The sequence below is a fragment of the Staphylococcus sp. HMSC062A01 genome, from assembly GCF_001836805.1.
GTDB lineage: Bacteria > Bacillota > Bacilli > Staphylococcales > Staphylococcaceae > Staphylococcus > Staphylococcus haemolyticus.
On the sequence record NZ_KV830618.1, the window covers coordinates 15956 to 35902 of the forward strand.

Annotated in this window: 19 protein-coding genes; 4 read left to right on the top strand and 15 right to left on the bottom strand. The window is 32.1% G+C overall.

Features of this window, described 5'->3' with window-relative positions:
* Positions 1-18 precede the first annotated feature (18 nt).
* From pheT to HMPREF2715_RS04990, 5 genes are all read right to left on the bottom strand, one after another.
* Positions 19-2421, bottom strand: coding sequence for a phenylalanine--tRNA ligase subunit beta (gene pheT, locus HMPREF2715_RS04970; protein WP_070581273.1), 2403 nt, complete (start codon positions 2419-2421; stop codon positions 19-21).
* On the bottom strand, positions 2421-3479 hold the full coding sequence (gene pheS, locus HMPREF2715_RS04975) for a phenylalanine--tRNA ligase subunit alpha (protein WP_070581274.1): 1059 nt from the start codon (positions 3477-3479) through the stop codon (positions 2421-2423). The genes pheT and pheS overlap by 1 nt, the downstream gene beginning before the upstream one ends.
* A gap of 363 nt (positions 3480-3842) precedes the next feature.
* Entirely contained in the window at positions 3843-4583 is a 741-nt protein-coding gene (locus HMPREF2715_RS04980; protein ID WP_070581275.1) for a TrmH family RNA methyltransferase, read from the bottom strand.
* Positions 4584-4784: 201 nt separating this feature from the next.
* Positions 4785-4958: a 50S ribosomal protein L32 gene (gene rpmF / locus HMPREF2715_RS04985; RefSeq protein WP_002435373.1), complete on the bottom strand. Its 174-nt coding sequence runs from the start codon at positions 4956-4958 to the stop codon at positions 4785-4787.
* 82 nt (positions 4959-5040) lie between these two features.
* Complete coding sequence (locus HMPREF2715_RS04990) at positions 5041-5595, bottom strand: YceD family protein (protein WP_070581276.1); 555 nt, start codon at positions 5593-5595, stop codon at positions 5041-5043.
* 126 nt (positions 5596-5721) lie between these two features.
* On the opposite strand from HMPREF2715_RS04990, the gene HMPREF2715_RS04995 reads away from it, so the two are divergent.
* On the top strand, positions 5722-6864 hold the full coding sequence (locus HMPREF2715_RS04995; protein ID WP_070581277.1) for a nucleotidyltransferase: 1143 nt from the start codon (positions 5722-5724) through the stop codon (positions 6862-6864).
* Between the two features lie 125 nt (positions 6865-6989).
* Here HMPREF2715_RS04995 and coaD read toward each other — a convergent pair whose 3' ends face one another.
* A complete protein-coding gene (gene coaD / locus HMPREF2715_RS05000; protein ID WP_070440237.1) occupies positions 6990-7475 on the bottom strand; it encodes a pantetheine-phosphate adenylyltransferase in 486 nt (161 codons plus the stop codon).
* Complete coding sequence (gene rsmD, locus HMPREF2715_RS05005; protein ID WP_070440239.1) at positions 7468-8019, bottom strand: 16S rRNA (guanine(966)-N(2))-methyltransferase RsmD; 552 nt, start codon at positions 8017-8019, stop codon at positions 7468-7470. Before rsmD ends, coaD begins: the two co-directional genes overlap by 8 nt.
* Positions 8020-8088: 69 nt before the next feature.
* Here rsmD and HMPREF2715_RS05010 point away from each other — a divergent pair, with 69 nt between their 5' ends.
* A complete protein-coding gene (locus tag HMPREF2715_RS05010; protein ID WP_070581278.1) occupies positions 8089-8478 on the top strand; it encodes a DUF7147 family protein in 390 nt (129 codons plus the stop codon).
* 2 nt (positions 8479-8480) lie between these two features.
* On the opposite strand, the gene HMPREF2715_RS05015 is transcribed toward HMPREF2715_RS05010, so the two are convergent.
* Positions 8481-8732, bottom strand: coding sequence for a DUF2129 domain-containing protein (locus HMPREF2715_RS05015; protein ID WP_037536213.1), 252 nt, complete (start codon positions 8730-8732; stop codon positions 8481-8483).
* A gap of 167 nt (positions 8733-8899) precedes the next feature.
* Between HMPREF2715_RS05015 and HMPREF2715_RS05020 the strand changes: the two genes are divergently transcribed.
* Entirely contained in the window at positions 8900-9829 is a 930-nt protein-coding gene (locus tag HMPREF2715_RS05020; RefSeq protein ID WP_070581279.1) for a glycerophosphodiester phosphodiesterase family protein, read from the top strand.
* A gap of 60 nt (positions 9830-9889) precedes the next feature.
* On the opposite strand, the gene HMPREF2715_RS05025 is transcribed toward HMPREF2715_RS05020, so the two are convergent.
* The 4 genes from HMPREF2715_RS05025 to cyoE all read right to left on the bottom strand — a co-directional run bounded on the left by HMPREF2715_RS05025 (position 9890) and on the right by cyoE (position 13011).
* Positions 9890-10327 carry a YlbF/YmcA family competence regulator gene (locus HMPREF2715_RS05025; RefSeq protein ID WP_070581280.1) on the bottom strand — a complete coding sequence of 146 codons (438 nt, stop codon included), beginning with the start codon at positions 10325-10327 and terminating at the stop codon, positions 9890-9892.
* Positions 10328-10354: 27 nt separating this feature from the next.
* Entirely contained in the window at positions 10355-11413 is a 1059-nt protein-coding gene (locus HMPREF2715_RS05030; protein ID WP_070581281.1) for a CAP-associated domain-containing protein, read from the bottom strand.
* A gap of 195 nt (positions 11414-11608) precedes the next feature.
* On the bottom strand, positions 11609-12070 hold the full coding sequence (locus HMPREF2715_RS05035) for a DUF420 domain-containing protein (RefSeq protein WP_011276111.1): 462 nt from the start codon (positions 12068-12070) through the stop codon (positions 11609-11611).
* A 29-nt stretch (positions 12071-12099) separates the two neighbouring features.
* A complete protein-coding gene (gene cyoE, locus HMPREF2715_RS05040; protein WP_070839569.1) occupies positions 12100-13011 on the bottom strand; it encodes a heme o synthase in 912 nt (303 codons plus the stop codon).
* Positions 13012-13258: 247 nt separating this feature from the next.
* Here cyoE and HMPREF2715_RS05045 point away from each other — a divergent pair, with 247 nt between their 5' ends.
* The gene (locus HMPREF2715_RS05045) at positions 13259-14173 is read left to right on the top strand and encodes a COX15/CtaA family protein (protein ID WP_070581283.1); all 915 of its coding nucleotides are present in this window, start codon (positions 13259-13261) and stop codon (positions 14171-14173) included.
* A 122-nt stretch (positions 14174-14295) separates the two neighbouring features.
* Here HMPREF2715_RS05045 and HMPREF2715_RS05050 read toward each other — a convergent pair whose 3' ends face one another.
* The 3 genes from HMPREF2715_RS05050 to HMPREF2715_RS05060 all read right to left on the bottom strand — a co-directional run bounded on the left by HMPREF2715_RS05050 (position 14296) and on the right by HMPREF2715_RS05060 (position 19921).
* Positions 14296-17745 (bottom strand): pyruvate carboxylase, encoded by a 3450-nt coding sequence (locus tag HMPREF2715_RS05050; RefSeq protein ID WP_070581284.1) that lies wholly within the window; start codon positions 17743-17745, stop codon positions 14296-14298.
* A 346-nt stretch (positions 17746-18091) separates the two neighbouring features.
* Positions 18092-19318, bottom strand: a complete 1227-nt coding sequence (gene ftsW / locus HMPREF2715_RS05055; RefSeq protein ID WP_037536194.1) for a cell division peptidoglycan polymerase FtsW — start codon at positions 19316-19318, stop codon at positions 18092-18094.
* Positions 19319-19642: 324 nt separating this feature from the next.
* Positions 19643-19921 carry an Fpa/YlaN family protein gene (locus tag HMPREF2715_RS05060; protein ID WP_070581285.1) on the bottom strand — a complete coding sequence of 93 codons (279 nt, stop codon included), beginning with the start codon at positions 19919-19921 and terminating at the stop codon, positions 19643-19645.
* Positions 19922-19947 lie beyond the last annotated feature (26 nt).

The window sequence follows — 19947 nt, forward strand, 5'->3', positions numbered from 1 at the left end:
TTCGTCTCTTTTACTTCATTATCTAATTGTAGCACCTTGAGCTTGTAATGCTTCCAAAATCTTATCATGAATTTTAGATACGCGTTCATCAGTTAAAGTGTCTTCTGTGTCTAAATAATTTAATCGGATTGCTACTGATTTTTTGCCTTTTTCTAAATGTTCACCTTCATAAACATCAAATACTAATGTACTTTGTAAGATGTCTTCACCATTATTATGAATAATTTGTTTCAATTCAGAAGAAGGTACATCATGATTAACTTCTAATGCAATATCTCTTGTCACACCAGGGAATTTAGGAATTTGTTTATAATTAATATATCCAACCGCTACTTGCATCATTGCATCATAATTTAATTCAAACACATACGTGCGTTTTAAATCATTATCTGCTGCAACTTGTGGGTGTAATTCACCAATGAAACCAATGTCTTGTCCTTCTAAAGATACAATCGCTGTACGTCCTGGATGTAAACCTTCAATTTTTCCAGCTTTATAACTAAATTCTAAATTTAATTTTTCCGCAACTCGGTCTACAACACCTTTAGCGATAAAGAAGTCAATTTCTTCCTTTTTACCTTGCCAAGCATTAACAACATATTCTCCAGTTAAAATACCACTTAAATATTCAACTTCATCTGGAAGTTCGCCTTCACCATTGCCAAAGAATACACGACCAACTTCATATAATCTAACATCTTTATTTTTACGAGCTACATTATATGCAGTTGCTTCAATTAAATGTGGTAATAAGCTCTGACGTAAAGTAGCATGTGCTTCGCTCATAGGCATTAATAAACTGATTGTTGAACGTTCTTGAAGTGCGAAGTCCTTAGCATGATCTTTAGAAACTAATGAATATGTGATTGCTTGGTTCAATCCAGCACCTTCTAGCGTTTCTTTAACGGTACGTGTTTTATGTTGACGATCCGTTAATTCCCCACTTGTTACTTCGCCAAATACTGGTAATGTTGAAGGGATTTCATCGTAACCATAAATACGTGCGACTTCTTCAATTAAGTCTTCTTTAATAGTAATATCTTTACGACGTGAAGGCACATTGACCGTTAATGTTTCGCCTTTTAATGTTGTTTCGAAACCTAATTGTCTAAAGATAGCTTGAATTTCGTCATTAGACAAATTAAAACCAATTGTTTTATTTACCTTTTCAGCTGTAATATCGATTGGTGTCACAAATGATCCTAAATCTCCTGAAGATACTCTATCTTGTAGTACTTCACCAGAAGCTAACTCTTGTAATAAGTAACATGCTCTGTCAACCGCTTCGTCAACAAATTCTGTTGCGATACCTTTTTCAAAACGACTAGAGGCTTCACTACGTAAGTTTAAACGACGTGAAGTGTGACGAATTGATACTGGGTCGAATATTGCACCTTCTATTACTACGTTGGTAGTTTGTTCAGTTACTTCTGAAAAGTCGCCACCCATTACGCCAGCTAATGCAATAGGTTTTTTACCATTAGAAATAACGATATCAGTATCTACTAGCTTGCGCTCATTATTGTCTAATGTAGTCATTGTCTCTTCATCTTTCGCTTGTCGTACAACAATGTCTTTAGAGCCGATATGATCTTGATCAAACATGTGTAACGGTTGACCATATTCTAATAAAACATAGTTTGAAATATCTACAACATTATTAATTGGTCGTATACCTGCTTTTATTAAACGTGCTTGCATCCAAATTGGAGATGGTTCTATACTTACGTTTTTAACAACACGCGCACTATAATAAGGGACTTTTTCAGGATTATTGATTGTTACTGATAATTCATTTGTTGCAGATTCTGAAATTTCATTACTTTTAGTAGTTGGTTTCGTCATTTCAGTTTGATACAACGCAGCTACTTCATAAGCTGTACCTACCATACTTAATGCATCGGCACGGTTAGGTGTTAAATCAAATTCCATCACTTGATCATTTAAATATAGTGCTGTTAATGCATCCGTTCCTGGCTCAACTTCTGTCGGAAAGACAAAAATACCATTTTCATATGCTTTAGGTACCACATTACTTGAAATACCAATTTCTTGTAATGAACAAATCATACCTTCTGAACGCTCACCACGTAATTTAGCACGTTTAATTTTAATGCCTCCTGGTAAGCGACCACCAACTTTCGCAACAATGACGTGTTGACCAGCATCTACATTGGGTGCACCGCAAACGATTTGAACAGGTTCTTCCTCACCAATGTCTACTTGGCAAATATTTAATTTATCTGCATCAGGATGCTTTTCTTTTGATTGAATATAGCCGACCACTAGATTTTTAATATCTTTTGTATAATCTATCATGTCATCTACTTCAATACCTGTACGGGTAATACGTTCTGCTAAATCTTCAACATTAACCCCTGCATCTACGTAATCTTTTAACCATTCATTAGAAATCAACATTATGCTTCACCTCTATCTTCAACAGCTTTAAATTGTTCAAGGAATCGAACATCATTTGTATAGAAATGACGAATATCTTCAATACCATATTTCAACATCGCGATACGGTCAGGACCCATACCAAATGCGAAACCAGAATACTCATTTGAATCGAATCCAGCCATTTCAAGTACATTCGGGTGTACCATACCCGCACCTAAAATTTCAATCCATCCTGTATGTTTACATACGTTACAGCCTTTACCTTTACATTTGAAACATGATACGTCCACTTCTACAGAAGGTTCAGTGAACGGGAAATAACTAGGACGTAATCGAATTTCACGGTCTGCACCGAATAATTTTTTCGCCACTAATTCTAATGTTCCTTTTAAATCACTCATTTTAATGTTTTTATCAACAACTAGTCCTTCAATTTGTGTGAACTGGTGACTATGTGTCGCATCATCTGAATCACGGCGATAAACTTTACCAGGACAAATAATTTTAACTGGTCCTTGTCCATTGCGTTTTTCCATTGTGCGTGCTTGTACTGGAGATGTGTGTGTACGCATTAAGATTTCATCAGTAATATAAAAACTATCTTGCATATCACGTGCCGGATGGGATTTAGGTAAATTTAAAGCTTCAAAGTTATAATAATCTTGTTCTACTTCATAGCCATCAACAATTTCGTAACCTAGACCTAAGAATAAATCTTCAATTTCTTCAACTGTTCGTGTTAAAGGATGTTTAGAACCTATACTAATTTGTCGACTTGGCAATGTTACATCGATTGTTTCTTCTGCTAATTGTTGATTTAATTTTTCATTTATTAACAATTCTTGCTTCTCATCTAATTCTTTTTGAATTGTTTGACGTAATTCATTTACTTTTTGACCATATGCTGGCTTTTCTTCATTAGGTAAATCTTTCATATTTTTCATTAATCCACTTACTGAGCCTTTTTTACCTAAGTATTTAACTTTAACATCTTGTAATTCGCGTTCATTTTGAGCTTCATTAATATCAACAAGTGCTTGTTGTTTTAATTCTGCCATTGAATCGTTTTGAGTCATTGACTTACACCTCTCACATTATATTCACTATTTATTGTTAACATTTTTTCATAAAAAAAGACTTCCATCCCAAAACTGGGACGAAAGTCTTTCCGTGGTACCACCCAAATTTATGCATATGCATACACTTGTAATCGTTGGTAACGAAGACGTACTCCGACCTAAATTTCTTTAAGTAACCAAAAAGATGAAAGAAACTAATACATGTTGGAGTAAATTGCAGTCACGTTTACTCTCCCTGTACAACACTTTATATCAGTTAAGGTCTTTTTATCGGTTATATTTTCAATTTTTATAACTTAAGTTATTAATTTACATTGATTATTGTGTACATCTAAGTATAGCCGATTTTATTTCTCAAGGTCAACCTTTCAAATGATAAAGTAAAATACTTCCAGCAATAGCTACATTTAAGCTTTCCGCCTTGCCGTAAATTGGTATTGTTAAATTTTGTGATGTTTCATTTAATAATGCATTGTTCACACCTTCACCTTCATTACCTAGTAATAAGGCAAATATATCTTGAGATGCTACCTCCTTATATGGTTGCGCATTCTCAAGCGCAGTACCATAAACTGGTCCATTAAAATCAGCGATAAATGTTTTCAAATCTGCGTTAATAACCGGAATATGAAATACACTACCTTGACTTGCTCGTAAAACCTTGTCTTGATATGGATCGGCTGTACCTTTTTCCATTACAATCAAATCTATTCCCGCTGCATCAGAAGTACGAATTAATGTGCCTAGATTACCCGGATCTTGAATGCGATCGATTAATAATACTTGTTTGGCTTGCGTAACATCATATTTAGGCTTTTCAATTACAGCAAAAAAACCTTGAGGTGTTATCGTACCTGATAATGATTCTGCAACTTTCATATTAATTTCAAATGTCTCTTCAGCATAATCCTTAAGCGCTTCATCTGTTCTATTTGGTTCAATTACAAATAGTTGCTTAATGACAATGCCGCTTTGGTAAGCTTCTTCGATTAAATGAATACCTTCAATCAATGCTTGTCCAGTTTTATCACGATCTCGCTTTTTCTTTAATTTATTCGCATTTTTTATCTTACTGTTTTGTGCTGACGTAATTTGTTCCATATAGTTCTCCATTTTATAGTAGCTATTATTGATGGTGTTTACTAATTTATATTAACATAACTAAATCGATCATAATGGAAACTTAAACATTATATGTATAACCATTTTTATCGTCGATTATTATAAAATTTGATTATTGATAAAAAAAGAAGCATCGAACAAAATTAAATTGTCCATGCTTCACTAAAATCATTAAGTCGATTATTTAGAAACGACTTCTTCACCGTTGTATGAACCACAGTTTTTACATACGCGGTGAGATAATTTGTATTCCCCACAACTTGGGCATTCAGTCATACCAGGTACTGAAATTTTGAAGTGAGTACGACGTTTGTTTTTTCTAGTTTTAGACGTTCTTCTTTTTGGTACTGCCATGATATATCCTCCTTAATATTAAACACATATCTTAAGTGTTAGGTCATTAAATCATTATACAATAATTTAAAACAACCTGCTATTACTCTTTATCGTATAATTGTTGTAATTTTTGAAGCCTAGGATCAACTTGTTGCGTTTGGGAATCATCATTGTCTTTTTCTTTTTCAAGTTCAATCATTTGATCTTCGTCAATAACTTCCCAACCATTACCTTCTGTAAGCATCTGATCGCTATTCTCAGAGAAAGCTCTCATCGGTTTCTCAATGATTACCAATTCTTCAGCAATGTCTCGAATATTAATCATACCATCAGTAGCTAGATGATAGTGTTCATCCTCTTCTACTTCTTCATCGGTATAACTGTCATAACCTTCCAAATCAAATATTTCAGATGTTCTTACATCTAAAGGAACTTCTACAGGTACAAGCGTACGTGCACAAGGCATTGTATATGTTCCAGTTAAATGAATATCTGCAATAACTTCATTGGCTTTAACGGTTAATTCACCTTCAACATTGATGTCTGATAAATCAATCAAGCCTAAAGGTTCTATTAAATGTTCAAAATTTGCCGTTTGATTGAATTCAAATGGCTTACCTTGATATTTTCTTAATTGCGTTATTGACCATTTCATATGGCTTCACCTCTAACAAACACAAAATTTATTTTAACTTTACAAGTATAAGTTGTCAAGATTTTTTCTTAACATACTTTTATCTGTTACAATACTAATAATGAATATCGAAAGGATGAATTGCAAATGAAAAGTGTTGGACTAATCACAGAATATAATCCATTTCATAATGGCCACTTATATCACGCTCAACAATCTAAGTTACAGTCCGACGCGGAGATAAGTATTGCAATTATGAGTGGCAATTTCGTCATGCGTGGCGAGCCAGCAATTTATAATAAATTCTTGAGAACAAAGATGGCTTTGTCAGGCGTTGATTTAGTTGTTGAACTTCCAGCGATTGCTAGTCTGTCATCGAGTGATTATTTTGCAACTTTTGCAATTAAAGTAGCTCACTATTTAGATATTGATACTATTGCATTTGGCAGTGAAATCAATGACATTTCACGTCTTGAAAACGTAGCATCTAATATTAACTCGCTTGAACAATCGTCATATTTTCAAGACTTAATTAAACAAGGGAACAGTTACGCCAAAATTGTACATGACCTAATTGATGATCAACAAGTGTTACGCTCTCCTAACAATATATTAGGTGTAGCATACATAAAAGCCATTAGCAATATAGCTCCAACTATAAGAAGAATCGCTATTCAACGTCAATCTACCGCACATCACGATCAAGAGATTAAACATGACAGTTTCGCAAGTGGCTCAGCTATTAGACACGCTTTATTAAATAAAGAAAACACCTGGAAAGATGTCGTACCAACAGATATAAAGCATTTATATGAAACGCCACACCTTTTGAAGAAGCAAACGTTTAATTTTATTAAATATAATATTTTAAGTCGCTCCTCTGAAGAATTATCACACATTTATACCATGTCTGAGGGCTTTGAACATCGTCTCAAATCAAACATTCAAAATGCGCAAGATTTCGACACGTTTATGTCTTTAATTAAAACTAAACGTTTCACATACACGCATATACAGCGCGTTCTGATGCAAATATTACTAAACATTAACAAAAGTGATTTTGATGATGAAATTTGGGGAGTGCGAATTCTAGGCATGAATCAAAGAGGGCAACAGTATTTAAAGTACTTAAAAAAACAATTCCCTAATCGCTATTTTGTTACAAATATTAACAAGGAAACTGCCTCTTTATTTAAAAATGAAATTAAAGCAACTCATATTTATAATTTAATATCTGGTCAAAGAGCTAATGATTTTAATACACCTGTAATAATTAATAAAAAGAACTAGGACTGAGAAATGCTTAATTTAAAGCTCTTTCTCAGTCCTAGTCGGCTAATGCGGAATAAATGTAGACCTATACAAATTAAATTTGCCTCGTACAGTTTTGAATGGAATTATTTTAACCTCATCTATTACTTTTTAAATTTTTCTTTTAATGCTTTCTCAACATTTGGAGGTACAAAATCTGATATATCAGCTTTATATTGCGCCACTTCTTTTACGACGCTCGAACTAATAAAAGAATAGTTTGTACTAGTCATCATATACATCGTTTCTACATTATTATTTAGTTTTTTATTCATTGATGTTAGTCTCAATTCATACTCAAAATCACTGACTGCTCTCAACCCTCTAATGATTGTTTGAGCACCAATTTTGTCACAAAAATCTACTAACAAACCGTTATAATTATGTACTTCAACATTTGATAAATGTTTTACAGATTCTTCAATTAATGTCATTCGCTCGTCAATATTAAACGTTCCAGTTTTATTACTATTCTTTAACACACAAATATGTAATTCATCAAAGCGCCCTGCACTTCTTTCGATGATATCGATGTGTCCATATGTAATAGGATCAAAACTACCAGGAATGACCGCCTTCGTTTTAGCCATTTTGTTCTCCTTTTTCTAGTAACAAAGTATCAGTAAGACCATAGTGATATTGTTTAATCACTTTAAATCCATTTGTGTTGATTTGCTCATGATTGCTAAACTCACAAATGATGATACCATTTTCTTTCAATAAATTAAACTCTGCAATTTGCTCTAAAGCTTTATCAATCAAACCTTTATTATATGGAGGGTCAAGAAAAATATAGTCAAATTGAATCTCTCTCTTTTTTAAAGCTTTCAATGCACGATCAGCATTATTTTTATAAACTTCAGATTGATCACGTAGGTCTAATTGATTTAAATTAGCTTGTATCACTTTAACAGCTTTAAAATTTTGATCTACAAATATGACTTTTTCCATACCACGAGATAATGCTTCAATACCTAATGCGCCACTTCCAGCGAATAAGTCTAAACCTAAACCATGTACTTCTTGTAAGCTATTAAATATACCTTCTTTCACTTTATCCATAGTTGGACGTGTATTACGACCTTCTAAACTTTCTAAGGCTTTACTTTTATGTTTTCCAGCAATAACTCTCATCTTGACTTACACTTCCATTTCTCTAGGTTATTTATTATAATTTGTTGTAAAAAGGAGAAGGATTATATTATGAAACAGTCATTTATCGTATTGGGAGAAGGATTAACAGACCTATTTGAATTTAATACCTTAATAGAATACAACCATCTCCGGATAAATAAAATTGTATACTTTCATACACCACAATCTTCAAAACAACTTTCATCAGTTGCAATGATTATGAATCCAACTTCAGGTAATCATTTCCAAGCTATGTACATCATGCTTGATGCGCTTAAATATCCATATCCTGACAGTAATAAAAAATTTGAACTCATTAATAATCAAGCAAATCAATATAATGTACCTATATTCGGTATAGATGTACAACCATCAGAAGCGTTCCACACGTTAGACCAATACTTTAAGTATTTGATAAGTGTATTACGACTACAAAATTGGATTCCACCCATGCAATAAAATTATAGAATTTCATGTTTTTCTTTTTCATAAGTTTTTTTCAAATATTTATAAGGTGATCCGTCTATATCCACAACGTATTTTAGTTTCATTAATTTATGAACAATTGCATCTGCGTCATTTTCATTAACATACAATACAACATATTTACGTTGCTTATTCGTATAAATAATATGTCCATACTTTCTAATTTGACGCTCATGCTTAATATGTTTTAAATAAACAATTAAACTCACTCTTGGAATTAATTCCATACTATACACACTCCATTTATTATGCATAATAACTATACCACGACTATTTATATTATAAAATCCTTTAATCCCATGAACTGTATCCCTGTGCATCAAACAGCTATTTACTTTTTCGTTGGTGTGAAGTTTGGTACGCTTAATTCAATAATAACAAGGAGGCAATATAAATGACGATCAAAAAACGATGGGTTCTTAATTTGAGCTTAGCGAGCGTTAGTTTTTTGGGTAGTTTATTTATTATAAATAAAGGTAATAAGGTAAATAAAACTAAAGAAATCCCTAAATTCTTTAATGGTAAGGCACCATACATTTTTGCACATAGAGGCGGCATGACAGTCAGACCTGAGCAAACCCAATTGGCATTCGATAATGCCGTCGCTTACAACTTAGATGGTTTTGAAACTGATGTTCGACTTACTAAAGATGAAAAACTAATTGTCTTTCACGATGCTACTGTAGATCGTACTACAAATGGTTCAGGTAAGGTAAGTGATCATAGAATTTCAGAATTAAAGCGTTTAGATGCTGGTTATCACTTTAAAGATATTAATGGCCAATTTCCATATCGTGGTCATGATGAAGCAAAAATATTAACTTTTGATGAGCTTTTAAAAATGTATCCTAATATGTATATTAATGTTGATTTAAAAGATGCACCAGATAGTTATGAAGGAACAGTTGCGCCAACAAAAATGTATGAAGATATTATTAATAATCAGGCACAAAATCGCGTATTAGTAACTAGCTTTTACAAAGAACAAAATGATCGCTTTAGAGAAATAAGTAAAGGACAAGTTGCTATTGGAGCAAGTCAAAAAGAAGTTGCAGAAGGATTTATCAAATTTAATTTAGGATTAGGAAATAAGTATCAACCCGTTGCTGATACATTTCAAATGCCTACCCAATTTAAAGGTATTCCATTGACTTCTAAACGTTTTATACAATGGTTAAACTTATTAAATATAGTGCCTGGATTTTACGGAATTAATAGCATTGACCTAATGACCGATTTATATCATAAAGGTGTTCATACATTAGTAACAGATCGCCCAGATTTAGGTAAACAATTCAAATTAAGTCTCAACATTGAGAAATAAACGCACTATAAAGTAAAAGGAGAAAGAAATCAAATGCAATATGATTTCTTTCTCCTTATTTTATGACAAACTACAATTACAAGTACCACCTGTCGCACATCCATCATGACCTGTTTTAAAGAATGGATTTCCCGCTTCAATTTTGACATTTTCCGAAACTGAAAATGCTATTTTACTTACTACTTCATCAATTAGATTTTGTAGAGCTACCTCTTTAGATTTGTAATCCATGACGACTGGTAACATTTCATAAGCTCTTTTACGTCTTCTTGTTTCTAACATAACCTTTTGATAATCAGGATGATATTTGCCAAAACGCATAACTTCATCATAAACAACTTTAGATTTCAAAAAAGCCTGATACATAAGATGTGCTTCATCATCATTGTTTAGTATCTCTTGTGCTGCGCGAAAATCATGATAAAGTTCAGATTGAACAATCATATCCGATAGTCCTTCTATATCATCAAGAATTGACATTGTTTCTTCTGTATACAATGTATGGTTCCCCCTTCCATTAATAGATTATTTTTCTAGAAAAATAAGTGAATAATAATCTTTCATAACTTCTCCACCCATTTCCTCATATTTAGTATTCAACATTCTAGAACGGTGCATATCAGAATTCATCCAACTGTGAATTAGTGTCGGTACATCATCAAAATCATATCCGACATTTTGGCTTGTAGAAATGAATGAAATGTTTTCGTTGCTTAATTGGCTTTTCAAAGCATCCTCAGTAAATTCAACATCATTAGAACCTGTTGCCTCATATAAGTTTACTGATGCAATGTGAGCTATATCTGAATTGACTTTTAGTGGTTTAATATTTTTTAACTTTCTCATCTCATTCGTAATTTCATATAGCGTCATTAATTGATTAGGATTTTGTTCATAAGGAAGATTATCTTTCTTAGCTTTATCAAAATCTTCTTCATTATAGTCATCATCAGATTCATTAGCTAAAGGATATGGCTTAAGAAATGCTAGTGCCTCTTTATCAAGAAAGCGAATCCCCATAATTTGATTCGATTGCTGATCCATGTAAACTTGTGCATAAACATTTCCATATTTAATCAATGTTTGTGTTTTTATATCTTCATCAGATAATTCGAAATTATAACTTTGACCATTCACTTTAATAGAAGGATCCGGGTTAATACTTGTATTTTCAAAAATATGTGATGCACTCTCATTAATTTTTAAAGGGGAAACATTAGCTTTACTTCCCGTTACATAAACTGATTTTATTTTATTCTCTTTAGTTGAAACAATGTAATATTGTTCATCTTTTTTAAATACGTAATTCATATAGTGCCCTTTAAATGGATATGTACGACTTGCTTGACCGAATTTATCAGTTAAATCATCTATATCTTTACTAATCCAAGTACCTACGCCCTCTTTTGGTGATGGATTTTCACTAGTGTTACGTGTCTTAGGCGTTTGTTCTGAATGATTAGTTGAAACAGTTTTATTTGGATTTTCTAATACATCAAATTTAAGTCTAGGTGAGTAAAATAAATATATAAGAAATAATATTAAAAATATTACACCTAAAACTTTAATTATTAATTTTGCCATCTTTCACCCACCTGTTTTGAATTATATCTATTGTACAAAATAACTATTTTACTAATCAAGACATACTACTTAGCAAGACTACTTTTACCAAGTCATCCTTTTACAAATAAATTGATATTGATGTTACAAAAAAGACTAAGACAATGATGTCTTAGTCTCAATCAATTTGTATTTAAGTTGTTACACTAAATTCGATTATAATCCCAATGTTGCTTTAATTAGCGAAGTCGTTTCTCCACCTGGGTAAAATACATATAAAAGTAAGTAAACTGCTACACCAGTGATAGCTGTAAAGAACCATATAACTGATGCAATTGGACCTGCTTTTCTATGCCATTTAAATTTATCTTTATATGCTGTAATAATTTGAATTAGCCCTAGAACGCCACCAATTGTAGCTAAATTAATGTGGAAAATTAAGAAAATTTTATAATACGTTCTAACTGAGTCTGGTCCCCCGAAATCTGTATTACCTATAAATATAGTTCTTGATGCATAGATAATAAAGAAAGTTAATGCAAAGATTGCTGCCCATAACATTGTTTTCTTGTGCTTATCTATATCTCTATGCCAGATTTGCCACCATCCAATGGCAACAAAGATAGCACTAATCACAATACAACTTGTACTAATCGTCGGTAGAATTGGTAAATTCATATATTTCATCCTTATTAAATTTGTATATTTTAAATCATTTTTATCAGTGAGATAACAACAACTAAAACGAAAAATACTACTAAATAATTTAGGGAGTAAATAAACATTTTTGTTGCCCATTTAGTTTGATCTGTCGCTTTCTTAAAAGAAGTTAAACCAACATAAAGCCAACCTAAATTAAGCAATGTCGCTAATACTACAAATGTTGCCCCTAGACTTGATAAAAGAAATGGTAGCGGAAGTAAAAAGACTAACCATATAAACATACTTATTCTAGTACGTTTAAATCCTTTAACAGATGGTAACATAGGTATATTTGCTAATGAATATTCATCACTTCGTTTAATTGCTAGAGCATAGAAATGAATTGGTTGCCAACAAAAAACAACTAAAAATAATACAATTGCAATAAGACTTATATTTCCATCAATAGCAACCCAACCAATTAATGGTGGTACTGCACCCGGAAAACTCCCTACTACTGTGTTCCAAGTTGTATGTCTTTTAGACCAAATTGAATAATAAGACACATAACCCACAATGCCGATGAGTCCTAATACACCTGATGGTACATTTAATAAGAATAAACAAGCTTCTCCTACTAACATCATACCAAAACTTAAAATTAATAAATTTTTATCTGAAATTCTATCATTAACTGTCGGTCTATTTTGCTTACTTGGCATTATTCTGTCAATATCTTGATCATAATAATTATTTAATGCACAAGCGCCACCCATAATTAATGTTGATCCAATCAACATTAATAGAATTTGAGGTATTGACGATAGGAAGGAATGATTGCTCATCACAACAGCTAACCAAGCACCTGCAAATGCAGGAATTAAGTTACCTTGAACTAAACCCATCTTAATAATTTGTTGTAACTCTTTAAACGATACACGGCTCGATGGTTGTGTCAAAGTTTGCTCTTTGCTCATGATCCCCCTCCTTAAAATTTTCATATAATACTATGATATAGCAATTACTAAAAATTGACTAGTTTATATCAAATTTAATTGTGACACTTTAACGACATTCTACTTCATTAATTTTTTGTTAGTTCCTATTGTTGTATAATTATTTTAATAATAAAATTGTAATAAAAATAGACATTAATTAAGAGCATTCAGTACTAATTTATCTACACTGTCAAAATACTCTTGATTAATGATGGGGTGTATAATATTGTTTAACAAACGAAACCTTAAGTGGTTATCTGTATTAGCAACTATCATAATGGCATTTGTACAACTTGGTGGTGCATTAGTTACTAAGACTGGCTCGGAAGATGGATGTGGATCTTCTTGGCCTTTATGTCACGGTGCATTACTCCCTCAAAATTTACCTATCGATACAATTATCGAATTAAGTCATCGTGCCATCTCTGGTTTATCATTAATCGTTGTACTGTGGTTAGCTATTACAGCATGGAAACATATTGGCTATATTAGAGAGGTAAAGCCATTAGCAATAATTAGTATTGCATTTTTACTAGTTCAAGCATTGATTGGTGCAGCAGCTGTCATTTGGCAACAAAATTCATACGTATTAGCACTGCACTTTGGCATATCTTTAATCAGTTTCTCTTCAGTGTTTGTTTTAATGCTTATCATTTTTGAAGTCGATAAAAAATATGAAGCTGATGAACTATATATCAGAAAGCCATTAAGAAGATTAACATGGATGATGACAGGTATTGTGTATTTAACAATATATACTGGTGCTTTAGTTAGACATGCAAAAGCAAGTTTAGCATATGGTGGCTGGCCTTTACCTTTCCATGACATCATTCCACATACAGAGCAAGATTGGGTACAATTTGCGCATCGTGGTATGGCATTTATAACGTTCTTCTGGATAATGATAACGTTTATTCATGCAGTTAAAAATTACTCTGAGAATAGAACAATTCGATATGGGTATACAACTGCATTTATCCTTATCATCTTACAAGTAATTACTGGTGCACTATCTGTAATGACTAATGTAAATTTATTCATTGCACTTTTACACGCTTTATTTATCACAATATTATTCGGTATGATAGCTTACTTTATTATGTTAATGCTACGTACCATTAGAAGTGAAAAAATTAAATAACCTATTAGTATAAAAGGAGATGTGAATGGTTCATTCACACCTCCTTTTTATTTTAAAATTTTATTAACGATGACGTTTATAAATATTTATTAATTAGCTCATTTTTAAAATATATTTTGATTTTAATCTGCTTTTTCAATTTCAATAAGTAAGTCACCTGTTGCAATCGCATCGCCGTTTACAACCGTTACTTGTTTTATAGTTCCATTGAATGGTGCTTGAATCGTTGTCTCCATCTTCATCGCTTCTGTAATTAATAAAGGTTGGTTTACTTTTACTTCTTCACCAACTGTAACTTTAACTTCAGTTACCGAACCAGGCATTTGAGCACCAATATGACTAGGATTTGATTTGTCAACTTTAGGTTTCAAGTTCGTATTTGTTTTAATATTTTCATCTTTTATAGAAATACGACGTGCTTGACCATTCATAACATAATAAATTGTTCGATAACCATTTTCATCCGGCTCACTAATTGTTTCAAGTTTAATAATTAATCGTTTACCAGTATCAATCTCTATTTCGACTGTTTCACCATTACGCATACCGAAGAAGAACGTTGGCGTATCTAATAATGATAAGTCACCATATTGTTGTTTTGTTTGCATAAACTGATCAAATACTTTTGGATATAATACATAACTGATTACATCTTGTTCAGTCACTTCACCATAATCTTTTGCTTCAAGTTCTTGTCTAATTTCATCAAAATTCACAGGATCTAAATACTCACCTGGACGTTCTGTTAGTGGTTGTTGACCTTTGAGGATGACATCTTGCAATTCCTTATTAAAGCCATTGACTGGCTGACCTATATCACCTTTAAAATAAGATACAACCGATTCAGGGAAGTCTAACTTATGGCCTTCTTTGATGACTGATTGCTCATCCAAGTCATTTTGCACCATATAAAGCGCCATATCACCTACAACTTTAGATGATGGTGTTACTTTTACGATATCGCCAAATAAGAAATTAACACGACGATACATATCTTTGACCTCGTGGAAACGTTCACCTAAACCTAAACTTTTTGCTTGTTGTCCTAAATTTGAATATTGTCCACCAGGCATTTCATGTTCATAAATTTCGGTATTAGGAGACTTAATGTCACTTTCAAAGTCACTGTAGTATGGACGTACAATACTCCAATAGTGACTGAGTTCTTCTAATCCTTCAATATCTGCTCTTAGATTTCGATTAAAACCATTTAATCCATAATACAACGAATTGGCGCTAGGTTGACTTGTTAAACCACTCATTGATGCAACAGCTGTATCAATGATATCTACACCTGCATCTATCGCTTCTTTATAGATAAGTAGACCATTTCCACTTGTATCGTGTGTGTGTAAATGTATCGGTAAATTTATTGCAGATTTTAATTCTCCTATAAGTTCATATGCTGCTTTAGGTTTTAACAATCCTGCCATGTCTTTAATTGCTAAGATATGGAACCCTTCACGTTCAAGTTCTTTTGCTAATTTCACATAGTATTCAAGTGTAAATACATTTGAACGTTCAGGATTTAATATATCACCGGTATAACAGATTGCACCTTCAGAAATCTTACCTGCATTTTGAACCGCTTCATTTGCAACTTTCATTTGATCTACCCAGTTAAGTGAGTCGAAAATTCTAAAGACATCTACGCCTGCATTCGCACTTTCTTTTACGAATTTTTCAATCACATTATCAGCATAATTTTTATAGCCAACTGCATTTGAAGCACGTAATAACATTTGGAATAAAGTATTGGGAATTGCTTTACGTAATCTTTCTAGTCGTTCCCATGGATTTTCTTTTAAAAAGTTGTAAGCGACATCAAATGTTGCGCCTCCCCACATTTCTAAAGAGAAACTATCTTTAAACACTTCAGCAGTTTTAGAAGCAATATTCATCATATCCTTAGTACGAACGCGAGTTGCTAAGAGTGATTGGTGTGCATCACGAAAAGTAGTATCAGTGACCAATACGTCGCTTTGCTCTCGTACCCAATTAGCTACTGCTTTAGGTCCTTTACTATCTAGCAGCTGTTTCGTTCCATTCAACGTATTAATTTTACTATGTGGCACTTGTGGTATAGCTGTCGATTCATAATCAGGTTTGAGTCTTTTTTCAACATTAGGGAAACCGTTAATCGTTACATTACCGATATATTCTAACGTTTTAGTACCACGATCTAGAGTCGGTGCAATATTAAATAATTCGGGTGTTTCTTCTATAAATTTAGTCGTATAATCCCCACTGCGGAATTGATCATTACGCATCACGTTAATTAGAAACGGAATGTTAGTTTTCACACCACGTATACGCATTTCACGAAGAGAGCGTTCCATCTTTTCTTCAGCTTGTTTAAATGTAACCGCATGTGTTGATAACTTAACCAATAGTGAATCATAATAAGGAGATATTTCTGCACCTTGGAAACCGTCACCAGCATCTAAACGTACCCCAAAACCACCACTAGATCGATAAGCGATAATAGTACCTGAATCTGGCATAAAGTCATTAGATGGATCTTCTGTTGTTATACGACATTGAATTGCATAACCTAATGTTTGAATTTCTTCTTGTTGTGGCATAGAAACGCGTTCATCAAATAAGTTAGCACCATCAGCAACTAAAATTTGAGTTTTAACAATATCTATACCAGTAATCATTTCAGTTATTGTATGTTCTACTTGAACTCGAGGATTAACTTCAATAAAGAAGAACTCATCCCCTGATACTAAGAATTCTACCGTACCTGCGTTAACATATTTGATATTATTCATTAATTGTAATGCTGCATTACAAATTCGTTCTCGTAATTCTTTTGATAAGCCAACTGAAGGAGCTACTTCCACTACCTTTTGATGACGACGTTGCACCGAACAATCACGTTCATATAAATGAACAATATTACCATATTCATCCCCAATAATTTGTACTTCAATATGTTTGGGATTATCTATGTATCTTTCAATATATACTTCACTATTACCAAATGACTTTTCGGCTTCAGATTTAGCTCGATGGAATGCATCTTCTAATTCTCCTTCTTCATGTACGATACGCATCCCTTTACCGCCACCACCACTCGTGGCTTTAATCATTAAAGGAAAGCCAGCTTCTTGAGCAAATGCTTTTGCTGCTTCAAAGTTTTCAATCGGTCCATCTGTACCGGGAATAACAGGCAAATTAGCATTTATTGCAGTTGTTCTAGCTTTGACTTTATCTCCAAACATATCTAAATGTTCTATATGCGGACCAATGAATTTAATTCCTTCTTCATCACAACGTTGTGCAAATTGTTTATTTTCACTTAAAAAACCATAACCAGGATGAATGGCATCTACACCAGCTCGTTTAGCCACATCTATAATACGTTCAATGTTTAGATAACTTTCGGCTGGTCCCAAATCCTTTCCTACTAAATAAGATTCGTCTGCTTTATATCTATGCAAAGCGTTTTTATCTTCATTTGAGTATATTGCCACTGTTTTAATATTTAATTCTGTTGCTGCCCTAAAAATTCTAATTGCAATTTCGCCACGATTAGCTACTAATAATTTTTTTATATTTTTCAAAAAAGGCACTCCCCTTTTAAAGTTTGAATATTCTAACTAATTAGATAATAAAATTTTATACTAACTCAAAAAATAAAGCTATATTTATTTATTAAATAGTTGTTGTAAAATTTGTAAAGTAACTATAATGAATGAAAATGATTTCCGTATTAATAAACTATTAAAAAATAAATATTTCTATGGTAATCACTAAAAATTATCATTAGTTATAATTTCATATTATCATTTTAAATAATAATACTCCACTTCCAATGACGTTGTATATTATATTTTCATAAAAATGTAAAAAACCTTTACATGAAATCAAGCTTATTTCACGTAAAGGTTATCATCCTTATTTAAGAGATTATCTAGTTATACCTAGTTTTTGTTTTCTAGCTTTTTGTGATCGTTTTTCATCAATTTTTATTTGTTTTGCGACTAACAATAGCAGACCCATTGCGATGCTTAAACTCAACATAGATGAACCACCAAAACTTATAAATGGTAGAGGTACACCAGTTAATGGAATCGTTGCTGAAATACCACCTAAATTGACAAAAGTCTGACTTCCAATATAACTAGCAACGCCTACACAAATTAATTTATAGAAATATGATGGTGTTTTAGTAGCTAATACGAAAGCACGATAAACTATGAAGAATAATAAGCAAATGACGAATAATCCACCTACTAAACCAAGTTCTTCACAAATGACTGCAAATATAAAGTCAGTATGTGCTTCTGGTAAATAACCAAGTTTCATAATTCCATTGCCTAAACCACGACCAAATAATCCACCATTTCCAATTGCCATCAATGAGTTGGTTAAATGATAACCTGTACCGGCTTCTGAACTAAATGGGTTCATTAATGTACTAAAACGCGCTTTCAAATAATGTGGCATCATTCCACTTACAATAAAGAGCAATGCAATCGCGATGAAACTTCCAGCAATAAGCAAAACCGGTCCTCTTACTAATTTTTGAACACCGATACCTGCAAAAATAAACATTGAAACAATAATAATCATGATTAACAATGTTTGCCCAATATCACCTTGCAACAATACTAAAAATAAGCATACGCCTATTAAAAAAAGTGGCGCAGCAATTACTTTAATTTTCTCTCTTACTTGCGGTAATTTTCTACTTATTACATATGAAATATATAATATGAATGCAATTTTCAATAATTCCGATGCTTGCAAGTTCATAAATCCAAGATTTATCCAACTTTTAGATCCGTTAATATTTTTACCTATAATAAGTGTTAAAAATAGTAATACGAAGATTATAATCATAATCCATTTTTGAATATTGGGTTGTTGTAATATTTTAATATTCAACATAAAAGCGATAAAAAATACGACAATAAAACTCATAATAACGTAAATGAGTTGTCTATTATAAAAATACGTGCCAGATACTTCAAGTCCACCTGTTAACGTCCCTTTAGTTGCAGCAACCATACTTGCACTATAAACCATGATTAAACCGAAAAGACATAAAACAACGTATGTAATTAATAATGGATAATCGATGAACTTAGCAGTTCTACCTATGTATCTAAATATATTTTTTAAATTACTCATAAAAATGATCATCCAATTCTAGAATTTTAAAATTATAATGGTAAATAAAATTACGTTTTAAACCAAATTTACTGTCTAAACTATTATATACTTTGTGCTCGTTGTTTAACAAATATAAACTAAATTTAAATCTAATTATTACTTTCAATATTTTTATATTTAATATGATAATAATGCTTAAAATATAAAATGACTGAAAATATTATAAACATAATATTTCAGTCACTATGGTGAGATAATTTGTATGTAATTAATATTACAAATAACTCAAATTTATAAACGAAAAGTAAATGAATAAACTTTACTTATATATTTAATCGATAGTTATTTTACATTTGTAAACGCTTCATGAAGTTTAGATAATTCCTTTTCTAAACGAAGCATTAAATTTTTGCCGTCTTCTTTATCAACTAAGCCAAGCTTAACTGCAAAATCAACTTCTTTTTGTAAACCAAACATTTGTGTGTCGAGAACTTCTTCATATAACGGGCATGAAGGTAAAGTTAAATTATCCATTTGAACTTTAATTAAACGTAAGATTCTATCAGCATCTTGATTTAATTGCTCATAAGCCACGTTACTCATCTTCGATTGCTTCGGCATCACATACTCCCCCTATCATTAAATAT

Coding starts and splice junctions, on each gene's coding strand:
- HMPREF2715_RS05060 (WP_070581285.1), bottom strand. CDS start 19,921: ATGCCGAAGCAATCGAAGATGAGTAACGTGGCTTATGAGCAATTAAAT.
- HMPREF2715_RS05020 (WP_070581279.1), top strand. CDS start 8,900: ATGACGATCAAAAAACGATGGGTTCTTAATTTGAGCTTAGCGAGCGTT.
- HMPREF2715_RS05030 (WP_070581281.1), bottom strand. CDS start 11,413: ATGGCAAAATTAATAATTAAAGTTTTAGGTGTAATATTTTTAATATTA.
- pheS (WP_070581274.1), bottom strand. CDS start 3,479: ATGACTCAAAACGATTCAATGGCAGAATTAAAACAACAAGCACTTGTT.
- HMPREF2715_RS04995 (WP_070581277.1), top strand. CDS start 5,722: ATGAAAAGTGTTGGACTAATCACAGAATATAATCCATTTCATAATGGC.
- rpmF (WP_002435373.1), bottom strand. CDS start 4,958: ATGGCAGTACCAAAAAGAAGAACGTCTAAAACTAGAAAAAACAAACGT.
- HMPREF2715_RS05010 (WP_070581278.1), top strand. CDS start 8,089: ATGAAACAGTCATTTATCGTATTGGGAGAAGGATTAACAGACCTATTT.
- pheT (WP_070581273.1), bottom strand. CDS start 2,421: ATGTTGATTTCTAATGAATGGTTAAAAGATTACGTAGATGCAGGGGTT.
- HMPREF2715_RS05035 (WP_011276111.1), bottom strand. CDS start 12,070: ATGAATTTACCAATTCTACCGACGATTAGTACAAGTTGTATTGTGATT.
- cyoE (WP_070839569.1), bottom strand. CDS start 13,011: ATGAGCAAAGAGCAAACTTTGACACAACCATCGAGCCGTGTATCGTTT.
- HMPREF2715_RS04980 (WP_070581275.1), bottom strand. CDS start 4,583: ATGGAACAAATTACGTCAGCACAAAACAGTAAGATAAAAAATGCGAAT.
- ftsW (WP_037536194.1), bottom strand. CDS start 19,318: ATGAGTAATTTAAAAAATATATTTAGATACATAGGTAGAACTGCTAAG.
- HMPREF2715_RS04990 (WP_070581276.1), bottom strand. CDS start 5,595: ATGAAATGGTCAATAACGCAATTAAGAAAATATCAAGGTAAGCCATTT.
- coaD (WP_070440237.1), bottom strand. CDS start 7,475: ATGGCTAAAACGAAGGCGGTCATTCCTGGTAGTTTTGATCCTATTACA.
- rsmD (WP_070440239.1), bottom strand. CDS start 8,019: ATGAGAGTTATTGCTGGAAAACATAAAAGTAAAGCCTTAGAAAGTTTA.
- HMPREF2715_RS05015 (WP_037536213.1), bottom strand. CDS start 8,732: ATGGAATTAATTCCAAGAGTGAGTTTAATTGTTTATTTAAAACATATT.